This is a genomic window from Streptomyces incanus (genome assembly GCF_042656345.1).
GTDB classification, from domain to species: Bacteria; Actinomycetota; Actinomycetes; order Streptomycetales; family Streptomycetaceae; genus Streptomyces; species Streptomyces incanus.
The window spans coordinates 151,838-173,101 of the sequence record NZ_JBHSPC010000036.1; the positions used below are offsets into that span (position 1 = coordinate 151,838).

The following is a 21,264-nucleotide window of genomic DNA, read 5'->3' on the forward strand; positions in this document are numbered from 1 at the left end:
GCCGGGGCCGCCGTGGCGACCAGAGACCGCCGACCCGGCAGCCGGGCAGCCGGGCCGCCCGTGAACCGCAGACCGCCCGCGCCGGGGCAGCCGCGCCGGCCGCAGACCGCCGATGCCAGGGCCGCCGTGGCGACCAGAGGCCGCCGACCGCGAACCGCCGATGCCGGAGGCCGCCGCGCCGTCGGGTCGCGGTGCCGACGGCAGGCCGGCCGACGAGACCGGTGAGATTGCCGGTCCGCGCGGGCGCCTTCCTCTCCGACAGTGGCAACCGCCAGCCCATCGGCGGCACCCATGGCCGGCGCACGGTCACATCCCACGTCGTACCCCCGTGCACCGGCCGCCGGGCGGCCCGCCGCGACAGAGAGGACTCCCCGCCGTGCAGCAGCACCCCCACACCAGCACCGCAGGCCCGACCGCGCGCCCCTCCCGCACCCGGCGCGGCCGGACCGGACGGTTCGCCGGACTGGCCGCGGCCGTCGCCGCCGTCGTCGGCCTGAGCACCCTCACCGGTCCCGGCGCCCACGCCGCGGCCAACCCCTACGAGCGCGGTCCGGCGCCGTCCCAGTCCAGCATCGAGGCGCTGCGCGGCCCGTACTCCGTCTCCGAGACCTCGGTCTCCTCGCTCTCCGTCACCGGCTTCGGCGGGGGCACCATCTACTACCCGAGCAGCACCGCCGACGGCACGTTCGGCGCGATCGCCATCTCGCCCGGCTTCACCGCCTACGAGTCCTCCATCGCCTGGCTGGGCCCGCGCCTGGCCTCCCAGGGCTTCGTCGTGTTCACCATCGACACCAAGACCACCCTCGACCAGCCCGACTCCCGCGGCGACCAGCTGCTCGCCGCGCTGGACTACCTCACCGGACGCAGCGCGGTCCGCAGCCGTATCGACAACAGCCGCCTCGGCGTCATGGGCCATTCGATGGGCGGCGGCGGCAGCCTCGAGGCGGCGAAGGACCGCCCCTCGCTCCAGGCGGCGATCCCGCTGACCCCCTGGAACCTCGACAAGACGTGGCCCGAGGTCAGAACCCCCACTTTGATCTTCGGGGCCGACGGTGACACGGTCGCCCCGGTCTCCACCCACGCCGAGCCCTTCTACACCGGTCTGCCGTCCTCCCTCGACCGGGCCTACCTGGAACTGAACAACGCCACCCACTTCACGCCCAACTCCAGCAACACGACGATCGCGAAGTACAGCATTTCCTGGCTGAAGCGGTTCATCGACAACGACACCCGCTACGAGCAGTTCCTGTGCCCGCTGCCGCAGCGGAGCCTCACGATCGCGGAGTCGCGGGGCAACTGCCCGCACACCTCCTGACATCCCGTCGGACACCGACAGGCTCCGGTGGCGGCCCGTGTACGATGCGGGCCGCCACCGGCGTTGTGCGCGTGCACCGCCGGGGGATCGCCCGCTTGGGTGGCGGCACACGCCGCCCGCCGCGCGCATCGTGAAAAGCCCCTGGTGGAACGGCGGATGAGCCGCCTCCGGCACCCGGACGGACACCTTCCACCGCTTCTTACGCGTAAGTAACGTCGCGGAAATGACCGGACAGACGACCCGTGGATCCGCTCCGCTCCGGTACCGCACGGGACCCCGGCGGCAGACGTTCGCCGCGCTGCTGGACGGACTGCGCACCGACGGCGGTGCCCATGTCGTGACCGGCGAACCCGGTGGCGGCCGTACGGCCTTCCTGGAGTTCGCGGCACGCGCCTTCCGCTCCGGACCGGTGTGGCACGTCCGCGCCGAACCGGCCTGTTCCCCGCAGCCCCACAGCGGTCTGCACACCCTGCTGCGCGCCGCCCGCCACTTCGGGCACGTCCCCGGCGACGGCACGGCGGGGGAGGTGCTCCTGGACATCCTGCGGGCGGCGTCCGCCCGTTCACCCCTGCTGGTGTGCGTGGACGACGCGCACCTGTGGGACCCCGCCTCACGCGTCGCGCTGGGCCGGGTGGCCGCGCGCGTGCACGCGGCGGACGGCGTCCACCGGGTGGGCCTGCTCGTCACCGTGCCCGGACATCTGCCCATGCAAAGGGAGTTGGCGAAACTTCCGGTGCTGGAGCTCGCCCCGCTCACGCCCGGGGACGCGGCGGGACTGCTGCACGACCTGACGGACGGCGCCGTCGACCCGGTCGTCCGCGACGAGCTGGTGACCGAGGCGCAGGGCAACCCCGCGCTGCTGCTGGCCCTGGCCCACCGCCTCTCGCCCGCCCAGCTTCGCGGCGACCACGCGCTGCCCCGTCCCCTGGCCGACGCCGGGACGCTGACCACCGTCGCGGGCGGATGCCTGAGCGGTCAACGGTCCGACCGGCCCGACCGGGCCGACCTGTTGCTTGCCGTCGCGGCCGCGATGCGTGCCACGGGGGAGCAGGATGCCGAGGCCGCGCTCGTACGACGGGCGACGAACGGCCTCGGCGGCCGGGACGACGACGTACCTCCCGACCCGTCCGAGCCGCCGCAGGCGTCCGAGCTGTTCGCGGTCCCCGGGGGCCGGCTCCGGTTCCGCAGCCCGCTGGTCGGCAGGGCGGTGTACGCCGGTGCCCCGTCCGAACGCCGTCGTGCCGCGCACCGCTCGCTGGCCGCGGCACACCCCGAACCGCACGGCGTGCCCGCCCTGCTGCACCACTCGTGGGCCACCCCCGGCCCTGACATGGTCCTGGCCGCCGAACTGGAGGCCGCCGCAACCGACTTGACCTCAGACACGCCGCCGGCCCTGCGCCGCACGGCCCGGGTGCGTGCCGCCGAACTGACACCGGACGACACGCAGCGGGCACGGCGCTACACGGCCGCCGCGGAACAGGCCCTCCTCGCCGGGCATCCGCCCGAGGCCCTGCGGCTGCTCGACGCCGCCGGGAGCCGGCCGGTACCGGCGCAGGTACGCGGCCGCGCCGAACTCCTGCGGGGCGGAGTGCTCCTGGCCGACGGCCCGGTGGACGACGCCCGAGAGTCCTTTCTGCTCGCCGCCGGCCTCCTGGCGGGACCGAGACCGGCGGAGGCCGACGCGGCGGTCCTCGGCGCGGCGGACGCGGCCTGGGCCGCCGGTGACCGGCAGGCCTGCCTCCGCGCCCTCACCCATGACGCCCGTGACGCCTCCGCCGAGGCCGCCGTCGCGGGGGCGCTCGATCTCCGCGCCGCGGATGCGGACACGAAGGGCCCGCAGGAGGCGGCAGCACGGGAGGCGCCCGAGGGCCCTTCGACCCACCGCGGCGCCGCCCCGGCGCAGCCCGCCGTTGCCCCGCCCGCCCTGCTCCGCGACCACCGTGACGGCATGCGCGCCGTGCTGCTGGGGCGGTTCGACCTCGCCGCCGCCCCACTGACCCGGGTGGTGGACCGGGGGCGCCCCGCCACCGAGCCCGAACGGCTGCTGCGTTCGGCCGCCGCGGCCCTCATGCTCGGCGACGTCAGCGCCGCCCGCCGGGCCGGAGCGCGGGCCCTGGCGTCGGCACGCACCCAGGGCGCCGCCGCCCTCGAACCGAGAGCCCTGGAGTACTTGGCCTACGCCGAACTACGCGCCGGCCGAAACCAGTTGGCCCGGACCCATGCTGAGGAGGGGCTGCGCGCCGCGCGCCGGACCGGGCAGCGGAACACGGCCGCGCACCATCACGCGGTGCTGGCACTTGCGGCATCGATCGAGGGCACCCGGGCACGCGTCACCGAGCACGCGACCGCGGCGCTCACCACGGCCCGGCGGCACGGCCTGGCCCAGGCCGCGCTGCTCGCCCAGTGGGCGGTGGCCCGCACCGACCTGGGCGAGGGCCGCCCCGAGGAGGCCGCCGACCGGCTCGGCCCGCTGGTCCGCCCCGGCGCGCGGCGCGGGCACTTCGCGGTGTGGATGCTCGCCGTCCCCTGCTTCGTGGAGGCCGCCGCTCGGGCCGGCCGGCCCGAGCACGCCCGCGCGGTGGTCGAGGACTTCGCCCTGTGGGCCGGCTGCGGCGCCGACCCCCAGGCTCCCGCCCAACTCCTGCGCTGCCGCGCTCTGCTGGCCGCACCGGAGGCCGCCGACGAGCTGTACCTGCGTGCCCTGGACCGGCACGACGAGACGTCCGGAGACTTCGAACGGGCCCGTACCGAACTGCTGCACGGCAAGTGGCTGCGCCGCCGGCGCAGACTGCGCGAGGCCCGCGCACGGCTCGGGGAAGCGCTGGTCGACTTCGAACGCTGCGGCGCGCAGCTCTGGGCGCGCCAGGCGTCCGCGGAACTCCGCGCAGGCGGTGTGGCACCGAGCGGCCCGGGGACCGGCGACCCGCGCCGGCACGGAGCGCGGGACCTGTCCCTGCTGACCCCGCAGCAACTGCGTATCGCGCGGTGTGTCGCCGAAGGTGCCACCAACCGGGAGGTGGCCCTGAGCCTGTCCGTCAGTACCCGTACCGTCGATTACCACCTGCGGAACGTTTTCGCGACGCTCGGCGTCCGCTCCCGGGTCGAACTGGTCCGGCTGGTCGAGCAGGCGGAAAAGACCGGTGCACAACTCTAGGGACCGACCGGACGGTATGCGATCCTTCGGGGCAGGACGAGTCGGGTGGCGGCCCGCCCGCGGACCTCGCGACCGGCCCGAAGCCGGTACGGGGACCGTCACGCGGGTGCCGCCGGGAAGCCGAGCCTGGGGGAGATGCGCGATGCCACATGCCGTACGGCCACGGAGCCTGCCGCGCCCCGGACCCGTGCCCGCACCACGGGCGCGGGCACCGCGTATGCGGTCACTGATCGATGCCGACGCGCTGAGCGTGCTGCACCGGGCCGCCCGGGTACTGCTGGACGACCTGCCCCGGTTCTCCGACCAACTGGTCGCCCTGCTCCAGGACCAGGAGCCCGCCTACCGGCCGGCGATCGAGAACGACGCCACCGAGATCTGGCAGGAGGTGCACCGTTCACTGCGGCACAGCATCTCCTCGCTGCTCGACCCGCGCGGTGTCCGGGACGCGGCCCGCCGCTGCTCCTGGAAGATCGGCGCCACCCGCGCCGAGCAGGGGCTGCCGCTGGACGCGGTGCTGCACGCCTTCAGGCTGGGCGGCTCCATGGTGTGGCAGGGTCTGGTGGACGAGACCTCCCGGACCGCCCCCGAGGACGTACGGCTGCTGGTGCACGTGGCGTCCGACGTGTGGAACTACGTCGACGAGCACTGCACCGTCGTCGCGGACGCCTACCGGCAGACCGAGCGGCAACTGGCCTGGCGGCGGGAGAACAGGGTGCGGCTGCTGGCCGCGGCGCTGCTCGACGGGGCCAGCAGGATCGCCGACCTGCCCGAGACCGCGCTGACGCTGGACCTGCCGGAGCACGGGCGGTACGTGGTCGTCGCGGTCGGCGGCGGATTCGCCGCCTGTCCCGGTGCACAGGCGGCGCTCGCTTTGGGTGTGCGCGTGCACTGGCATCCGGGCGCGGACACCGACTACGGCATCGCCTTGGTCTCCGACGACACGGAGCCGGTGGTGGAGGACGAGCAGCCGCCGGGCGTACGGGTGGGTGTCAGCAGCGCCGTCGAAGGCCTCGCCGCGGTGGGAGAGGCACGCAAGCTGGCGGACACCGCGCTGAGCCTGTGCCCGGAGGCCGGCGGCACGGTCCGGCTGACGGAACACCTGCCGGCGGCCCTGGTGGTGTCGTCCCCCGACCTCGGCGCCGCCCTGGCCGACCGGCTGTTCGGCCCGCTGGCACGGCTGGAGCCCGCCGACGCGGAGGTCCTGCTGGACACCCTGGCCACCTGGCTGGCCTGCGACGGATCCGCCCAGCGGGCGAGCAGACGGCTGTACTGCCACCGCAACACCGTCCTCAACCGACTGCGCCGCTACGAGCAGTTGACCGGACGCTCCCTCTCCCGCCCCTTCGACCTGGTCGAGGTCACCCTCGCCCTGACCGCCCGCAAACTCCTCCCGCGCTGACCGGCCAGCCCAGTGCTGCGGGACGTCCTTGACGGACACGATCCCCTCGTGACCGGCCGGGTGGGCCGGTTCGAGTGGGAGCGGCCGTCGGAGGGGGACGCGCGGAGGGCGGGCCGCGTGTCGCCGAGGGCGGTGGCCGGCCGGGGGCGTCGACGACACAGCGGTCCTCCGGGAGCGCGCACAGGAGTCCTTCGACGGTGTCCGGCGGCGGGGTGTCCACTCCCCGGTGCCGGATCGTGCCGAGGGCCGTGGCCAGGAAGGCGTACTCCCCGCCCGAGTGGGAGCCCACGATTGCGCCGGCGCTCCACCACTCCAGCGGCAGTCCGCCCATCGCATCGTGCCCTCCTCCCGTTGGAGACGGGAGCCGTGGGAGTGGAGGAGTGCCGGGCCCCGTTCGGCGACAGCGAGGAGACGGTGGGCCGTCATCCGGTCCCGCAGACCCACCAGCCGGGTCGTGCGAGCCGGTGGGGCGTCGGCCATCCGGTAGTGGTGGCGCAGCGGGCCGGTGGCGGTGCGCCCGTACAGGCGTGCCCGGTCCCAGTCGTCCCGTGAGGTCGCCGTGATCGGGTGCGGCGTCTGCGTGTCGAGCAGCGCCACCAGATCGTCGGCGAGCAGCCGCGCCCGACCGGCCTCGGCCGACTGCCCCACGGACTGGGCCGGGTCCCTCATCGCGGCGGAATCGGTCCACCGGTCGTCGGCGCCGAGCATGCGGTCGAGTGTTGCCGCGGGACAGGGGAGCAGGTCCGCGTCCACCCGGGCCGAGAGGTGGCCGTGGAGTGCGGTGAGGGCCCGCCCGGGGCTCGCGGCGCCGGTCGATTCACCCGGAGTGGGGCCTGCCGGGGCGACCCCGCCGCCGGCGCACCGGCGCGGGTCAGGGCCGGGTGGGTCCGCCGCAGGGTGCCGCCGCGATCCCGGCGGCGTAGCCGTTGCCGGGCGCCGGGTCCGGCGGCAGACCCGCCCCCGGCCGTGTCGTCCACCGAGACGTCAGGGCTGCGCGGCCGGCCGCCGCACCGGTTCGGCTGCCCGCGGGCGCCCGCCCGCAGCCCACTCCCGCAGCCCTCTCCCGCAGCCCACCCCGGGCGGCCCCCTGGGCAGCCGCACAACCGCCGCCCGCCCCCGTTGGGACACCGCAGCGAGCGGGGCCGGAAGTCTGTTCGGCACGCCCGCGCCCGTGCTGTCGTGAGCTCCCCTTCCCGTCGAAGCCGTCACCGCCGTGCGGTACGGCCCCGAGGAGCCGTGATGCCCGAAGCACCACCGGACGACCCGCCCGCGCTGCACGTCGAGAACGTCGACGTGACGTACGGGCGCGCCCTGTCCGCCCTCCGCTCCGTGTCCCTCACCGTGCCGCACGGCGGCGTCGTCACCCTGCTCGGCGCCAACGGCGCGGGCAAGACGACCCTGCTGCGGGCCGTGTCCGGCACCCTGCGCCTGCACCGCGGCGCCATCACGGCAGGCCGTATCCGCTACGGAGACACCGTGCTCGACGGCAAGGACCCCGTGACGGCGGTACGCGCCGGAGTCGTCCAGGTCCCGGAGGGGCGGCGGGTGTTCGCCGGGCTCACGGTCGACGAGAACCTGCGCAGCGGCGGACTCGGACTCGGCCGTCGCGGCCGGGCCCAGGTCCACGAGGCACGGGAGCGCGTGTTCACGCTCTTCCCCCGGCTCGCCGAACGCACCCACCAGGCCGCGGGCCTGCTCTCCGGGGGCGAGCAGCAGATGCTCGCCATCGGCCGCGCCCTGATGGCCGCCCCCCGGCTGCTGCTCCTCGACGAGCCGTCCCTCGGCCTCGCGCCCCGGATGGTGTACCGGATCGCCGAGGTGATCCGAGAGATCAACACCCAGGGCACCGCCGTGCTCCTGGTCGAACAGAACGCGGGCATGGCACTCTCCCTCGCCGATCACGCCCATGTCCTCGAGGTCGGCGAGACCCGCCTGTCCGGCCCCGCCGCCGAACTCGCCCGTACCGACGCCGTACGCCGCCTCTACCTGGGCGAGGCGGCCGAGGAGCAGGCGGCCGAGGGCCAGGGGGCGGCGTGAACGACCGCACCACCACCGCGCCGCCCGTGCTCGATGTACGGGACGTCACCGTGCGCTTCGCCGGACTCACCGCCCTCGACGCCGTCTCCCTCACCGTCGAACCCGGCACGGTGCACGCGATCATCGGACCCAACGGCGCCGGTAAGTCGACCTGCTTCAACGTGCTGTCCGGCCTGTGCCGCCCGGCCGCGGGCGCGGTGACCCTCGGCGGCACCGAACTGACCCGGCTCGCCCCGCACCGCATCGCCGCGCTCGGCGTGGCCCGCACCTTCCAGAACATCGTCACCACCCACGGAACGGTCGCCGACAACCTGATGCTCGGCCGCCACGCCCTGACCCGCGCCGGCTTCGCCGCCACCGCGCTGCGCCTGCCGGGCGCCGTGCGCGAACAGCGCGAGCACCTCGCGAGGACCCGCGAGATCGCCGAACTGACCGGCCTGGGAGCCCACTTCGACAGCCCCGTCGCCCTCCTGTCGTACGGCGACCGCAAACGCGTGGAACTCGCCCGCGCCCTCTGCCTGGAGCCACGCGTGCTGCTGCTCGACGAACCGGTGGCCGGCATGAACGCCGCCGAACGCGCCCGCACCGCCGAGGTCGTGGGCGAACTGCGGGCCGAACTCGGCCTGTCCATCGTCCTCGTGGAGCACGACATGGGGCTGGTCATGCGCCTCGCCGACGACGTCACCGTGCTCGACTTCGGCCGGTCCATCGCCCACGGCACCCCCGACGAGGTCCGCCGTGACCCCGAGGTGCTGCGCGCCTACCTCGGCACCGACACCCAGGGGGAGGACGCGGCATGACCGTATTCCTGGACAACATCCTCGGCGGCGTCGCCCTCGGCGCGGTCTACGCACTGGTCGCCCTCGGCTTCGTCGTCATCTTCAAGGCGTCCGGCGTCCTCAACTTCGCCCACGGCTCCCTGCTCCTGTTCGGCGGCTACCTGACCGCAGTCCTCCACGACGATCTCGGCTTCGCCGGCGCGCTGGCGCTGGCGGTCCTGGCCACCGCCGCCCTCGCGGGCGCCATCGACCGGTTCCTGCTGCAACGCGGCGGACAGGACGCGCACTCCGCCCACGTGCAGACCATCGTCACCATCGGCATCGACATCGTCCTGCTGACCGACCTGGCCCGGCGCATCGGCGGCGACCTGCTGTCCCTCGGGGACCCGTGGGGCGACGCCGTGACCGACCTCGGCCCGGTGACCGTCGCCGACAGCCGGCTCGCGGCGATCGTGGTGTCCGCCGTGGTCATCGGCGGCGTGTTCGCGCTCTTCCGGTTCACCTCCTGGGGGCTTTCCCTACGGGCGGCGGCGGAGGATCTCGAGGCCGCCGCCCTGATGGGCGTACGGCTCGGCCGGGTGCGCGCCGGCGCCTGGTGCCTGGCGGGCGCGCTCGCCGCGCTCGCCGCCGTGTTCCTCGCCGCCTTCCCGTCACCGGGCCTGGAACGCAGCACCGGTCTGATCGCGCTCAACGCGTTCCCCGCGGCGATCCTCGGCGGGCTCGCCTCCCCGACCGGGGCCCTCGCGGGCAGCCTGCTCATCGGCCTGACCGAGGCACTGGTCGTCGGTTACCAGTCCGACCTGCACATCCTCGGTGAGGGCTTCGGCGACGTCGCCCCGTACGCCGTGATGCTGCTGGTGCTCCTGGTACGGCCCGCGGGGCTGTTCGGCGCGAAGGGAGCGGCCCGTGTCTGACCGCCTCCCCGGAGTCCTGACCGGCCGCGGGGCACGGATCGTGCTCCTCGCCGTCGTCCTGTGCCTCCCGCCGTTCTACCTGGACGCCTTCTGGCTGCGCATCGGCCTGTTCTCCATGGCGGCCGCCATCGGCGCCGTCGGCCTCGCCCTGCTGACCGGCACCGCCGGACAACTCTCCCTCGGCCACGCCTTCTTCCTCGCCACCGGCGCCTACGGCTACACGTGGCTGGCGGGCGAGCCCGGACCGGGACTGCCGCCCGCCCTCGCCGTCCTCCTCGCCGTACTGCTGGCCGGCGCGGCGGGCGGACTGTTCAGCCCCGTCGCCGCCCGGGTGCGCGGCATCTACCTCGGCATCGCCACCCTCGCCCTGGTCTTCCTCGGCCACCACGTACTGCTGACCGCCGACTCCGTCACCGGCGGATTCAACGGACGCTCCGTGCCCCCGCTCACCCTCGGCGGTTTCACCTTCGGGGCCGGCGACCCCGAACTGACCGTGCTCGGCGTGCCGTTCGGTGCGGAGGAACGGCTGTGGTTCCTGGGCCTGGCCCTGTTCGCGTTCACCTGGTTCACCGCCCGCGGCCTGCTGCGCGGACGCCCCGGCCGCGCCCTGGCCGCCCTGCGCGACAGCGAGACCGCGGCCGCCGTGATGGGCGTCGACGTCGCCCGCCACCGCTCGGCGGCCTTCGTGGTGTCGTCCATGTACGCCGGGCTCGCGGGCGTGCTCCTCGCCCTCTCCTTCCGCCGGGTCGTCCCGGACTACTTCTCCCTGGTCCTCTCCGTCGACTACCTCGCCATGATCGTCATCGGCGGGCTCGGCTCCGTGGCCGGAGCCACCGCGGGCGCCGTCTTCGTCACCGCGCTCCCGCTGCTCATGACCCGCTACGCCGACCAGCTCCCGCTGGTGGCCGCACCCGGCTCGGGCGACGGCACCGTCGGCCCCACCGAGGCCGCCCGCTACCTCTACGGCGCCGCGATCGTCCTCGTCCTGCTGTACGCGCCCGACGGCCTGCACGGACTGGCCCGCCGGGCCCGCGACCGCATACGGCGCCGACGCCCCCGGGCCCCCGCCACGGACCCGGCCCTCTCCCCACCGCAACCGGCCGCAACCGCACGACCCAAGGAGCGCACCCCGTGAACACCACGCATCACCGGCCCCGCACCCGGCGCCGTACCACCGGCGCCGCCCTCGCCGGAGCCCTCTCCCTGCTGCTCGCGGTCACCGGATGCAGCTCCAAGGCGGACGGCGGCGACGGCGACAAGGGCGCCGGCGCCGCCGACGGCGTCCGCACCGGCCCCGGCATCGGTGCCGAAAGCATCAGGCTGGGCGCCCTCACCGACCTGACCGGCCCCTACGCCACGCTCGGCAAGAGCATCGTGCAGGCCCAGCAGATGTGGGCCGACGAGGTCAACGCCGACGGCGGTATCTGCGACCGCCGGATCGAGATCGTCGTCAAGGACCACGGATACGACGTGCAGAAGGCCGTCACCGCCTACGCCGACCTCGCACCGGACGTCGTCGCCATGCCCCAGGTCATCGGCTCGCCCGTCGTCGCCGCCCTGCTCGACGACATCGAGCGCGACAAGATGCTCACCTTCCCGCAGGCCTGGGCGGCCTCCCTGCTCGGCAAGGAGGCCGTCCAGGTTCTCGGCACCACCTACGACATCGACATGATCGCCGCCGTCGACTTCCTCACCCGCACCAAGGGCCTGAAGAAGGGCGACACGATCGGCCACGTCTACTTCGAGGGCGACTACGGCAGCAACGCCCTGGAAGGCTCCACATGGGCGGCCGAGCAGGCCGGCCTGAAGGTGGCCGGGCAGAAGATCCAGGCCACGGACACCGACCTGTCCGCACAGGTGTCCGCCCTGAGCAAGGAGGGCGTCAAAGCCGTCCTGATCAGCGCGGGCCCCGCCCAGACCGCCTCCCTCGTCGGCGTCGCCGCCTCCCGCGGCCTGCGCGTGCCCGTCGTCAGCAGCGCGCCGGGCTACGCACCGCAGCTCATGGAGACCCCCGCCGCGCCGGCCCTGGCGGCCATGCTGCACGTCGTGAGCGCCGCACCCGCGGTCAGTTCCGAACTGCCGGGCGTCCAGCGCATGGTGGCGTCGTACAAGAAGGAGTTCCCGGACTCGCCCGTCGACTCCGGGGTGCTGTCCGGTTACAACGCGGCACAGCTCATGGGCGCCGACCTGAAGGCGGCCTGCGAGGCGGGCGGCCTCAGCCGCGAGGACGTCCTCAAGGCGCACCGCGCGCAGAAGAACGCCGACACCGGCCTCGGCACCGCACAGAACTTCTCCGAGGCCGACCGCCCGGCGAGCGTCGAGACGTACGTCCTGAAGCCCGACGCGAAGGCGACGGGGGCCGTGGTCAACGCCGAGGAGGCGCACACGGCACCGGGCGTCGAGGAGTACCTGTCCGGGCAGTAGGCGCACCGCACCGTCCGGCCTGCCCCGGCGGACCCCGGGGAGGGGAACGCCGGGGCATCCGCGTACTCGGGGTAGGGGTACTCGGGGCAGGGCCGGGAACGGGTGGTGCGAGGGTGACGGAACGGCGGCCTCAGCCGGGGAGCACCCGGGGGGAGCGGTCCGAGGCCGGCCAGACGTACGGCAGGTCGTCCGGCTCCCCGGGGAAGCACTCCGCGTAGAAGGCCGGGTCCTTGCGCACCAGGGCCGAACGGTGGCTGCGGTGCAGGGCGTCGTCCCCGAGCCAGGGCGGCAGTTCACCCGCCTCGGCCAGTTCCCGCTGACCGCGCACCGGTGCGCCGGGCCGGACGGTGGCCAGATCGGCGACGAGCGTGGCGGCGCAGCTGTCCTGGTGCCCCAGGTCGCGCCAGACCCGGCAGATCTCGAGGCCGTAACGCACCAGCGCCTCCTCGTAGCCGGTCCACATCAGGACCGCCGGGTGCCGGCGCCACCCGTAGCCGGGCACGATCAGGCCGCGCAGAACCTGGAGCGCCTCCACCCGCTGCTTGCCGAGCCGGCGCCGGTCGAGTACCGACGCCGACTCGTGGAAGCCCGGACAGGGCAGGAATGTCTGCATCGGGCCGTCCCGAGGGCTGGGGCCGCCGTGGCCGCGGAACGCGGCCCACCCCGTCGCAGTTCCCCCTGAGCCGCGGTGCACACCCCGCGGCTCAGCCCATGGTGCCGAGGCGGGCCTCGCGCCACAGGTCGACGCCGCCGTCGGTGGCGTACTTGTCGATCTCTGCCAGCTCCTCGCCGCTGAAGTCGAGGTTATCCAGCGCGGCGACGTTCTGCTCCAGCTGCTCGGTGCGGGACGCGCCGATGACCAGCGAGGTGACGCGCCGGTCCCGCAGGGCCCAGGCCAGCGCCAGCTGCGCCAGCGTCTGTCCACGGCGGGCCGCGATGTCGTTGAGGGCGCGCAGCCGGTGCAGCATGTCGTCCGTCAGCCACGCGGTGTCGAACGACTTGCCCTGCGTCGCCCGCGAACCCTGCGGCACACCATCCAGATAGCGCCCGGTCAGCAGCCCCTGGGCCAGCGCCGTGAACCCGATGATTCCGAAGCCCTCCTCCTGGGCCACGTCCAGCAGTCCCTCGGTCTCGATCCAGCGGTTCAGCATGCTGTACGAGGGCTGGTGGATCAGCAGGGGAGTGCCGAGGTCCCGGAGGATGGCGACCGCCTCACGGGTGCGTTCGGCGTCGTAGGAGGAGATGCCGACGTAGAGCGCCTTGCCCTGGCGGACCGCGGTGTCCAGCGCGCCCATGGTCTCCTCGAGGGGAGTGGTGGCGTCGAGCCGGTGGGAGTAGAAGATGTCCACGTAGTCCAGGCCCATCCGCTCCAGCGACTGGTCCAGCGAGGCGAGCATGTACTTGCGCGATCCGCCGCCCTGACCGTAGGGGCCCGGCCACATGTCCCAGCCGGCCTTGGTGGAGATCACCAGCTCGTCCCGGTACGGGGCGAGGTCCTGCTTCATCAGCCGGCCGAAGTTGATCTCCGCGGCGCCGTAGGGCGGTCCGTAGTTGTTCGCGAGGTCGTGGTGGGTGATGCCGAGGTCGAAGGCGCGCAGCGCGATCTCGCGCTGGGTCCCGAAGGCCCGGTCGTCACCGAAGTTGTGCCAGTAGCCCAGGGACAGCAGGGGGAGGTCGAGCCCCGAACGCCCGGTGCGCCGGTAGCGCATGGTGCCGTCGTAGCGCTCGGGGTTGATCACGTGGTTCATCGGGTGGTCTCCGGGTGCGATTCAGGGGTGTCCGGGGGATTCTGGAACCCTGCCCACAGTGCCTCCGCATGATCCGGAAGTCCAACCGATCCCTTTCATGGAATTCAGCAATGCCGCTTCTGGGCCGTGGGACCAGGTATGGGCTCGGTGGGGGAGCAGCGGACCGGCGCGGGCCGATTGACGGATTGCCGCCCTCGCCGGGCGGGCAGGGGGGAAGCGAGTGTCATGAGCACGACTAACCTGCCCCCGCAAGGAGGTCGACCATGCGCATCCGTACGCTGACCGGAAACCTGGCCGCGGTTCTGGTGCTTTCCTCCCCCCTGTTGTGGGGCGGCCAGGCCGTGGCCGCCCCGTCCGGCACGCCCGAGCAGACGTCGGCCGCCCGCCTGCTCACCTATGACGCGAGCGGCTCCGCGGAATTCAGGTCCGCCGTCGACCAGGGTGCGGCGATCTGGAACGAGAGCGTCGACGCCGTGGAACTCCGCCCGGCCGCATCCGGGCAGCGCGCCAACATCCGGGTCCTGGCGGACAACGGCTGGCCGCGCGCCCTGCCCACCACCCTGGGCAACGGCACCGTCTACATCGGGCGCCAGGCCGTGAACCAGGGCTACGACACGATCCGCATCTCGGCCCACGAACTCGGTCACATCCTGGGCCTGCCGGACCGTAAGCCAGGCCCCTGCTCCAGCCTGATGTCCGGCTCCAGCGCGGGAACCGCGTGCACCAACCGTTACCCGAACGCGGCGGAGAAGGCGCAGGCCGAGCGCAACTTCGCGGGTGCCCTCTCCGGCGCGGCGCAACAGACGGGACCGGCGCCTCGAGCCGTGCTGGTCAGGGACTGACCGGCCGTTCCACCGCGTACACCGGACCACCGCGCACGCTGCTCACCCGCCTGATGTGACGACCGAGGCGAATGCGGCTATGGTTGACGCAGGTCAAGGCGCCGGAACTCCCGGAGCAGACCAGTGCGTTGGTGGTCCAAGGAAAGACGCCCCGCTTCCTGCGGGGAGATGCAGGTGCAAGGCCTGCCCAGCGCTCCAAGGCGAGCCCCGCCCCGAAGACAGATTTCGGGGCGGGGCTCGTTCCGTTCGGCCGAGCCGGACCGTCCTGCGGGAATCCGTACGGTCAGGCCGTGTGCAGGGTCAGACCGTAGCGGCCCAGGATCTCGTTGATCGGCTGGAACCAGGTCTCGCCGCCGGAGGAGCAGTTGCCCCAGCCGCCGGAGGTGACGCCCTGCGCCTGGTCACCGCTGATGAACGAACCGCCCGAGTCGCCGCCTTCGGCGCAGACGCTTGTCTTCGTCATCTGATGCACCGCGCCCTGGCTGTAGTTGACGGTCTCGTTCTTGGCCAGGACCCTGCCGCAGTGCCAGTGGGTCGTCGAGCCGGAGCGGCAGATCGAGGCGCCGACGGGAGCCTCGTTGGAACCGCGCACCAGTTGGTCGGATACCGTTCCCCAGCCGAGCACGACCGGAACCGTCCACCAGCCGCTGCCCACGTTGACCCACGCGTAGTCGTCACCCGGGAACGAGGAGCCCTGGAAGGTGCCGATGTACGAGCCGTCCCAGCCCCGCACCTGGCCGCCCACGCCGCCGCAGTGCCCGGCGGTCACGAAGCCGCCGTGGACCGAGAAGCCGATGGAGCAACGGACGTTGCCCGTGTAGTAGGGGTCGCCGCCCACCGTTCCGGCGGCGAAGGTCTCCGCGGCCGCCCGCACGGTGCGTACGGTGACCGGTCCTGCCTCGCGGGCCTCGGAGAGGAACCGCCGGATATCGTTGTCGGCCTGCTCGCTCTTGACGACGTTCACGACCACCGTGTTGGCGGCCGGGTCCACGGACCAACTGCTCACGCCCGATGGCGCGTCGAGGCGGTCCAGGCGCGCCACGGCCGCGTCGAGCTGCCGAGCGCTGTGCTCGACGGTGCGGACGGCCGCGCCGGAGGACCGGAGGCTGCGGACGGTGGCGGCGTCGGCGTCCGGGGTGACGGCGACGGTCAGTTTCTCGCTCCTCGTGTCGAACCAGGCGCCGCCGTACGCCGGTCCGGCGGTCTTGCGGGCCTCGGGCTCGAGTTCGGTGGCCCGCTGTTCGGCGGCGAGCCGTTCCTCGGCCTCGGCGGGGGAGAGGCCGAAGTCCCGTTGCATGGCTTGCAGCAGGGCGGCGGAAGCCGGCGCGGATGGTGTCGATGTGGCGGCGGAGTCGGGGCCGGGGGTGTCGCTCGCCGCGGCGGGCAGAGTGCCGGCCGCGGTCCAGCTGCCAAGCATGAGGAGTGCGGCCACGCAGGCATACGTGAGTCCGGTGCGTCTCATGGAAGGTGCCCTTCGTCGTTCCAGCAAGGTGGGGGTGGAACAAACGCAATCTGAGAGCGCTCTCATTTGAGTCGGGCAGAGCCTAGCGTGCACTGACTATCAGGTCCATGCCAATGACGGAATCCGTTGCTTCACTTGCCGGTTGCTCGCTTGTGGCGGGTACGGGTGGGCCTTGCCGGGCGTCGCGGGGCGCATGGTGGAGGGCGGCGTGGAGGCGCCGGGCGCCGTCGCGTCGCCCGGCGCCCGGGTGGCGGCGGCCGGCTCTTCACGCCGGAGGACGAAGTCGGACGGCGGGAGCGCGTAGAGCTCGTCGAGCGCCGTCTCCACCACGCCTCCCCGACGTTCCGCATTCCTTTGCGCCCCATGGCCCCCGGACTCCACCGAACCCGACGCCCCCGCACATGAAGAGGCCGCAGGGACGGATGGCGGGGTGAACGGACCTTCCTCCGGGGCAGAAAGGGCGTGACCAGTGGTGCGGCAGCGGAGCAGTGTGGCCGACGCGCTCCGATGCGCGCCCAGTGACGATGCCCAGGCCTTGACGGCGCGGGAGGCGCTCGGCACTACTGGAAGGCGTCCCGGGCGTACGTTCTGTGGGGGCTCGCCCGGCACCGGCCCGGTATGCCCACCCCCGCCGGGATGCACGTCGGGAGGTGACCGGTGCGGCCTCGATGGGCGGCGGCGATGCTCCTGCTGACGTCGGTACTGCTCCTGCACCTGTGCTCACCCGCTGCCGAGGCGGAACGGCACACGCAGCCGGACCGGCACATAGCGGCACCCACCATGTGGGCGCACCCCATGGCGGAATCTCCCATGACGACGATGAGCCCCCTCGTGGGTCGGCACATGGCTGCGCACCCCACGAGCCCGGTTCACCCGACGTCGGTTCACCACACAGTCCCCGCGGCACTCCTCCCCACGGGCGCCTCGGCCCCCACCCCGGACGCCCCCGACCTCCAGCGGCTGGGGAAGCACTCTCCCGGTACCCAGGACGCCGCACTGCATCTGCGCCTCGCCCGCTCACCGAGGACCGCCGGAGCGGCCGGGGCGGCACCGCACGCGGCGACGGACGCCCAGGCGAACGCGGTTCCCCCGGAGCGGGCCGCCCGTGACGCATACCCGTCAGGTACCACGCAAGGCGCGGGACCGGCATTCCCGGCCCACGACGTCAGCGACCTGCAGACGTTCCGCTGCTGAGCGACGGCAGTTCCGCCCGAGGCCTGCACCACGCGGCCCGAGCGCTGCCCGGCGTCCCCACACCCCGCACGGCACCGCAGTAGGCAGGCCCTCGTGCGTCCCGGTACCCGTGACGACACAGGAGACCCGCATGCCCCGAAAGCACCTTCTCGTTCTGCGGCCGGACGAACTGGGCCCCGGCGAGCACAAGACATGGAGACACCTGCGCAGCGAGTCCGGAGCACCGGAGAACCCTTTCCTCGACCCGGCGTTCACCACGGCCGTCGGACACGGCAGGCCCGGTGCCAGGGTCGCCGTACTCCAGGAGGACGGCACCCCTGTCGGCTTCTTCCCGTACGAGAAGGGGCCGTTGGGGCAGGGCCGGGCCATCGGGCTCGGTGTGTCGGACAGCCAGGGGGCCGTCCTGCGCGCCGGCATCCGGGTCGATCCTCGCCGGCTCCTGGCCGCCTGCCGGCTCTCCTCATGGGAGTTCGACAACCTGGAGGCCGGTCAGTACCTCTTCGTACCGCACGCCACCGAGCGACTCGTCAGCCCGGTCGTCGACATCGGCGAGGGCTTCGCGTCCTACACCGAACTGCTGCGGGCGAACGCGCCCGGTTTCCTCAAGCAGACCCTCGCCAAGGAACGCCGACTCGCCCGTCAGGTAGGAGAGGTGCGGTTCGTGTACGACGCGCGGGACCCGGACGCCTTACGGGCCCTGATGCGCTGGAAGTCCGCGCAGTACCGGCGCACCGGACGTCGGGACCGGTTCGCGCAGGCGTGGATCATCGACTTGGTGGAGCGGCTCGCGAGTGGCGACGATCCCGAATGCCGCGGACTGCTCTCCGTGCTGTACGCCGCCGGCCGCCCCGTGGCCGCCCACTTCGGGCTGCGCTCGCCCACGGTCCTCTCTTGGTGGTTTCCGGCGTACGACCGCGACTACGGCAAGTACTCACCGGGGCTGGTGCTGCACCTGCGGATGCTGGAGGCCGCGGCGGCCGACGGGATCCGCATGGTTGACCTGGGCAGCGGGCCGGCCCGCTACAAGGACTCGCTGAAGACCCGTGAACTGCCCGTCTACGAGGGCGCCGTGGTGCGCACGGTGCCGGGCGGGGCCGCGCACCGCCTGAGCCGCGAACCGGCACGGGCCGCCCGCCGCTTCGTCCGCGACCGCCCCGGACTGGCCGGTGCGGCGAGGCGCGTGCTGGAGGAGGTGGGCCGGCTGCGCGACCGGTGAGGGCGTCCCCGACGCACGCCACCGGCCGGGGCACCCCGGCCGGCAGCGTGCGTCAGGGCACCGCACGGCACGCAGGGCCTCGGGATCCGGCCGGCTGGGCTGCTGCGCCGCGGGAAGGGACCGGTAGGAGTTCTTGCCCGACACGTTCATGGTCCGACCGCCGCCGATCGTCGTCGTCATGCCGAGCCAGTGAGGGGATGCGCACTGTTCCTCAACGGGGCCACGCGGACCGGCCGGACAGAAGGGAGCGCGCGGCCTCCTGGGTCGCGCCCATGTCGAAGCGTTCGGTCCGCCAGGTGGCCGACCGCATGGTGCCCCGGTGCCGGTAGGAGCGGACGATCCGCGCATGGTCGTGGCGCGTCACGAAACCCTGGAGGTCGGTCTCGTCGCGCCAGACGGAGACCGACCCCGAACGCGGGTGCAGCAGCCCCGGGGCCAGCCACAGCCAGAGGCCGACCGCGCCCTCGATGTCCTGCCAGGCCTGGCGCAGGGCGACCCCGGCGGTGTTGACCCCGACGGCGGTCCACGGCCGGTGCGGGACGAACTCGGTGACGCTGACGACGGCCGCGGCGGCCTGCGGGCCGGTCTCGGATGCGGCGTCCTCCCCGGCCGGGCCGGGTTTCCACGGCGCGAACCAGATGGTGGCCGGCATGGCGGTCTCCTCGTGAGTGAACGGACGGTGCTCACCCGCAGCCTATAAGAGCACGGTCGTTCGTGCTAACATTTCGGCCCACTGATGCCGACAGAGGAGTGCTGAGCATGGGCCCCATCGAGACCGTCGCGAGCGCCGCCCTCAACAGCCTCTCCCGCGTCTCGGGGCGGCTGGCGGGCGCGGGCACCTTCGCCCTGTTCCACATGCCGTTCAGTCGCAGCAAGGCACGCCCCTCGGAACGCGAGCTGCTCGGCACGGCACAGGTGGGGCGGGTGAGGGCCGGGGGCAAGTCCGCGGTGACCTACCAGTGGGGCGACGGCGAGCGTCCCGTCCTGCTCGTGCACGGCTGGCAGTCGCGCGGCTCGCGCTTCGCCGACTTCGTCCCGGGACTCCTCGACCGGGGTTACAGCGTCGTCACCTTCGACGCTCCCGGCCACGGCGACGCCAGCGGCCGGAGTACCACCATTCTCGAGTACCGCGACATCGTCACCGGACTCCACGACCGGTACGGCGAGTTCGAGGGCCTGGTGGCGCACTCCATGGGCGTGGTCGGCTCGTTCTTCGCGCTGACGCACGGCGTGCGGGTGAAGAGGATCGTCACCATCAGCGGAGTCTGCGACTTCGACTACCTGATCGAGGAGTTCTCCTCCGCGCTGCGCCTGCGCCCCCGGCTGGAGGCCCGACTGCGCGAACAGATCGAGAAGAAGCTCTTCCCCGGTCTGCCGGCCGACAGGACGCCCTTCTCCCTGGTGCACGCCACCGAGGACGTGCGGGCTCCCCTCCTGGTCCTGCACGACGAGGGCGACACCAGGATCGGGGTGGGGCAGGGGCGTCGGATCGCCGAGGCGTTCGGTGGCCGGGCGCGACTGATCACTACGACCGGGCTCGGCCACCGCCGGATTCTCGGCGACTCCGAAACCGTGCGTACGGTCCTGGAGTTCGTGGAGCACGGCACGGTCCGGAGCGCCGAGGCGGCCACCGGGACGGTCCCCGCCGAGTGAGGGTGCGTAGATGCGCCCACTGGGCCGATCACGTCCCGTCCGTCGTGCCCGGCCACCCACGCACAGTGACCGCACGATCGTCCGTATACTCGGTTACAGTGGTCACTTATCGGTCACCGGGGGGCTGGCTCAAGAGACAGGCGGGCGCGGACATGGCAGCGACACACACCGACGGGCGCATCGCGCGCGGAAACCAGACGCGTCAGCTGATCCTCAGGCGCACCGTGGAGATCGCCTCCGTCGAGGGCCTGGAGGGCCTGTCCCTCGGACGGCTCGCGACCGAGCTGAGTCTCAGCAAGAGCGGCGTGTTCGCGCTGTTCGGCTCCAAGGAGGACCTGCAGCTCGCCACGGTCCACGCGGCCATCAAGGTGTATCTCGAGCACGTGGTCCAGCCGGCCCGTGAACTGCCGGCCGGGATCTCCCGCCTCTGGCATGTGTGCACGGGCTGGCTCACCTACTCCAAAGACCGGGTCTTCCCCGGCGGTTGTTTCTTCTACTCGGCCTCGGCGGAGTACGACGCACGCGAGGGTAAGGTCCACGACACCCTCGCCGCGGCCCGCACCAACTGGTTCACCTTCCTCGAGCAGACCGTGCAGGAAGCGAAGGACGCGGGGGAGGTCGAACAGGACACCGACGTGCCCCTGCTCGTCTTCGAGCTCGTCGCGCTCCTCGAACTGGCCAACGCGGAATCCGTCATGCACAACGAGTTCACGTCCTACGACAAGGCGGCGCGGGTCATCCTGAACCGCCTGCGCGATGTGGCCACCGACCCGTCGCTGCTGCCCGAAACGGTCTGACACCGCCCGGCCGCCCGTTCGGGACCGCGGGCCCCGTCCCGCGAGGCAAAGGGCCCGCCCCGCGGGACAACACGGCCAGGACGTCCCGCGGGGCACCGCCGCAGTCTCCGGCGGAACCGGCCCCGCCGTGGTCGAAACACCGTTCATCTGGCCTCCTTCGCGGATACCCCCGGCTTCAGCCGGGGGAGGAAATGAAGTTCCTGCGGAGCAGGGCAACGGGCTGCGATGCGCCGTCAGGGCGGATCGCAGTGCTCTGACCCGCGGATTTGGGCTTAAGTCGCAGTGACGCTAGTTTGTGAGCGTGACCACGACGTGTGTGAAGCGGGCGTT

18 protein-coding genes and 1 pseudogene are annotated in these 21,264 nt (G+C 73.1%); 13 read left to right on the forward strand and 6 right to left on the reverse strand.

Features of this window, described 5'->3' with window-relative positions; translation table 11 throughout:
- Positions 1-376: 376 nt before the first annotated feature.
- The 3 genes from bdeA (at position 377) to ACFP2V_RS14225 (ending at position 5,868) form a co-directional block, all read left to right on the forward strand.
- Positions 377-1,315 carry a bis(hydroxyethyl) terephthalate hydrolase gene (gene bdeA / locus ACFP2V_RS14215; protein WP_381210923.1) on the forward strand — a complete coding sequence of 313 codons (939 nt, stop codon included), beginning with the start codon at positions 377-379 and terminating at the stop codon, positions 1,313-1,315.
- Positions 1,316-1,538: 223 nt separating this feature from the next.
- The gene (locus tag ACFP2V_RS14220) at positions 1,539-4,469 is read left to right on the forward strand and encodes a helix-turn-helix transcriptional regulator (protein WP_381210926.1); all 2,931 of its coding nucleotides are present in this window, start codon (positions 1,539-1,541) and stop codon (positions 4,467-4,469) included.
- Between the two features lie 142 nt (positions 4,470-4,611).
- A complete protein-coding gene (locus tag ACFP2V_RS14225) occupies positions 4,612-5,868 on the forward strand; it encodes an RsbRD N-terminal domain-containing protein (protein ID WP_381210928.1) in 1,257 nt (418 codons plus the stop codon).
- A gap of 15 nt (positions 5,869-5,883) precedes the next feature.
- Here the strand turns inward: ACFP2V_RS14225 and ACFP2V_RS14230 are convergent.
- Positions 5,884-6,693: pseudogene (locus ACFP2V_RS14230) on the reverse strand (erythromycin esterase family protein); the annotation flags it as partial.
- A gap of 414 nt (positions 6,694-7,107) precedes the next feature.
- Here ACFP2V_RS14230 and ACFP2V_RS14235 point away from each other — a divergent pair.
- From ACFP2V_RS14235 to ACFP2V_RS14255, 5 genes are read left to right on the forward strand one after another with little or no spacing between them, the layout of a single operon-like run.
- Positions 7,108-7,905 carry an ABC transporter ATP-binding protein gene (locus ACFP2V_RS14235; RefSeq protein WP_381210931.1) on the forward strand — a complete coding sequence of 266 codons (798 nt, stop codon included), beginning with the start codon at positions 7,108-7,110 and terminating at the stop codon, positions 7,903-7,905.
- Positions 7,902-8,705, forward strand: a complete 804-nt coding sequence (locus ACFP2V_RS14240) for an ABC transporter ATP-binding protein (RefSeq protein WP_381210934.1) — start codon at positions 7,902-7,904, stop codon at positions 8,703-8,705. The genes ACFP2V_RS14235 and ACFP2V_RS14240 overlap by 4 nt, the downstream gene beginning before the upstream one ends.
- A complete protein-coding gene (locus tag ACFP2V_RS14245; protein WP_381210937.1) occupies positions 8,702-9,598 on the forward strand; it encodes a branched-chain amino acid ABC transporter permease in 897 nt (298 codons plus the stop codon). Before ACFP2V_RS14240 ends, ACFP2V_RS14245 begins: the two co-directional genes overlap by 4 nt.
- Positions 9,591-10,733, forward strand: a complete 1,143-nt coding sequence (locus tag ACFP2V_RS14250; RefSeq protein WP_381210940.1) for a branched-chain amino acid ABC transporter permease — start codon at positions 9,591-9,593, stop codon at positions 10,731-10,733. Before ACFP2V_RS14245 ends, ACFP2V_RS14250 begins: the two co-directional genes overlap by 8 nt.
- Positions 10,730-12,022, forward strand: coding sequence for an ABC transporter substrate-binding protein (locus tag ACFP2V_RS14255; protein ID WP_381210943.1), 1,293 nt, complete (start codon positions 10,730-10,732; stop codon positions 12,020-12,022). Before ACFP2V_RS14250 ends, ACFP2V_RS14255 begins: the two co-directional genes overlap by 4 nt.
- 130 nt (positions 12,023-12,152) lie before the next feature.
- Here ACFP2V_RS14255 and ACFP2V_RS14260 read toward each other — a convergent pair whose 3' ends face one another.
- Together ACFP2V_RS14260 and mgrA are read right to left on the reverse strand one after the other, a co-directional pair.
- On the reverse strand, positions 12,153-12,635 hold the full coding sequence (locus ACFP2V_RS14260; RefSeq protein ID WP_381210946.1) for an MSMEG_6728 family protein: 483 nt from the start codon (positions 12,633-12,635) through the stop codon (positions 12,153-12,155).
- A gap of 91 nt (positions 12,636-12,726) precedes the next feature.
- On the reverse strand, positions 12,727-13,770 hold the full coding sequence (gene mgrA, locus ACFP2V_RS14265; RefSeq protein WP_381210949.1) for an L-glyceraldehyde 3-phosphate reductase: 1,044 nt from the start codon (positions 13,768-13,770) through the stop codon (positions 12,727-12,729).
- Positions 13,771-14,033: 263 nt separating this feature from the next.
- On the opposite strand from mgrA, the gene ACFP2V_RS14270 reads away from it, so the two are divergent.
- Positions 14,034-14,612, forward strand: coding sequence for a snapalysin family zinc-dependent metalloprotease (locus ACFP2V_RS14270; RefSeq protein WP_381210952.1), 579 nt, complete (start codon positions 14,034-14,036; stop codon positions 14,610-14,612).
- Positions 14,613-14,895: 283 nt separating this feature from the next.
- On the opposite strand, the gene ACFP2V_RS14275 is transcribed toward ACFP2V_RS14270, so the two are convergent.
- Positions 14,896-16,074, reverse strand: a complete 1,179-nt coding sequence (locus tag ACFP2V_RS14275) for a S1 family peptidase (protein WP_381210955.1) — start codon at positions 16,072-16,074, stop codon at positions 14,896-14,898.
- 99 nt (positions 16,075-16,173) lie between these two features.
- Entirely contained in the window at positions 16,174-16,401 is a 228-nt protein-coding gene (locus tag ACFP2V_RS14280) for a hypothetical protein (RefSeq protein ID WP_381210958.1), read from the reverse strand.
- A 330-nt stretch (positions 16,402-16,731) separates the two neighbouring features.
- Here ACFP2V_RS14280 and ACFP2V_RS14285 point away from each other — a divergent pair, with 330 nt between their 5' ends.
- Positions 16,732-17,268 carry a hypothetical protein gene (locus ACFP2V_RS14285; protein WP_381210961.1) on the forward strand — a complete coding sequence of 179 codons (537 nt, stop codon included), beginning with the start codon at positions 16,732-16,734 and terminating at the stop codon, positions 17,266-17,268.
- 130 nt (positions 17,269-17,398) lie between these two features.
- Complete coding sequence (locus ACFP2V_RS14290) at positions 17,399-18,484, forward strand: GNAT family N-acetyltransferase (RefSeq protein ID WP_381210964.1); 1,086 nt, start codon at positions 17,399-17,401, stop codon at positions 18,482-18,484.
- A 211-nt stretch (positions 18,485-18,695) separates the two neighbouring features.
- Here ACFP2V_RS14290 and ACFP2V_RS14295 read toward each other — a convergent pair whose 3' ends face one another.
- Entirely contained in the window at positions 18,696-19,136 is a 441-nt protein-coding gene (locus ACFP2V_RS14295) for a hypothetical protein (protein ID WP_381210966.1), read from the reverse strand.
- Positions 19,137-19,243: 107 nt separating this feature from the next.
- Here ACFP2V_RS14295 and ACFP2V_RS14300 point away from each other — a divergent pair, with 107 nt between their 5' ends.
- Both ACFP2V_RS14300 and ACFP2V_RS14305 read left to right on the forward strand, forming a co-directional pair.
- The gene (locus ACFP2V_RS14300) at positions 19,244-20,137 is read left to right on the forward strand and encodes an alpha/beta fold hydrolase (RefSeq protein ID WP_381210969.1); all 894 of its coding nucleotides are present in this window, start codon (positions 19,244-19,246) and stop codon (positions 20,135-20,137) included.
- 152 nt (positions 20,138-20,289) lie between these two features.
- On the forward strand, positions 20,290-20,934 hold the full coding sequence (locus ACFP2V_RS14305; RefSeq protein WP_381210972.1) for a TetR/AcrR family transcriptional regulator: 645 nt from the start codon (positions 20,290-20,292) through the stop codon (positions 20,932-20,934).
- Positions 20,935-21,264: the final 330 nt, after the last annotated feature.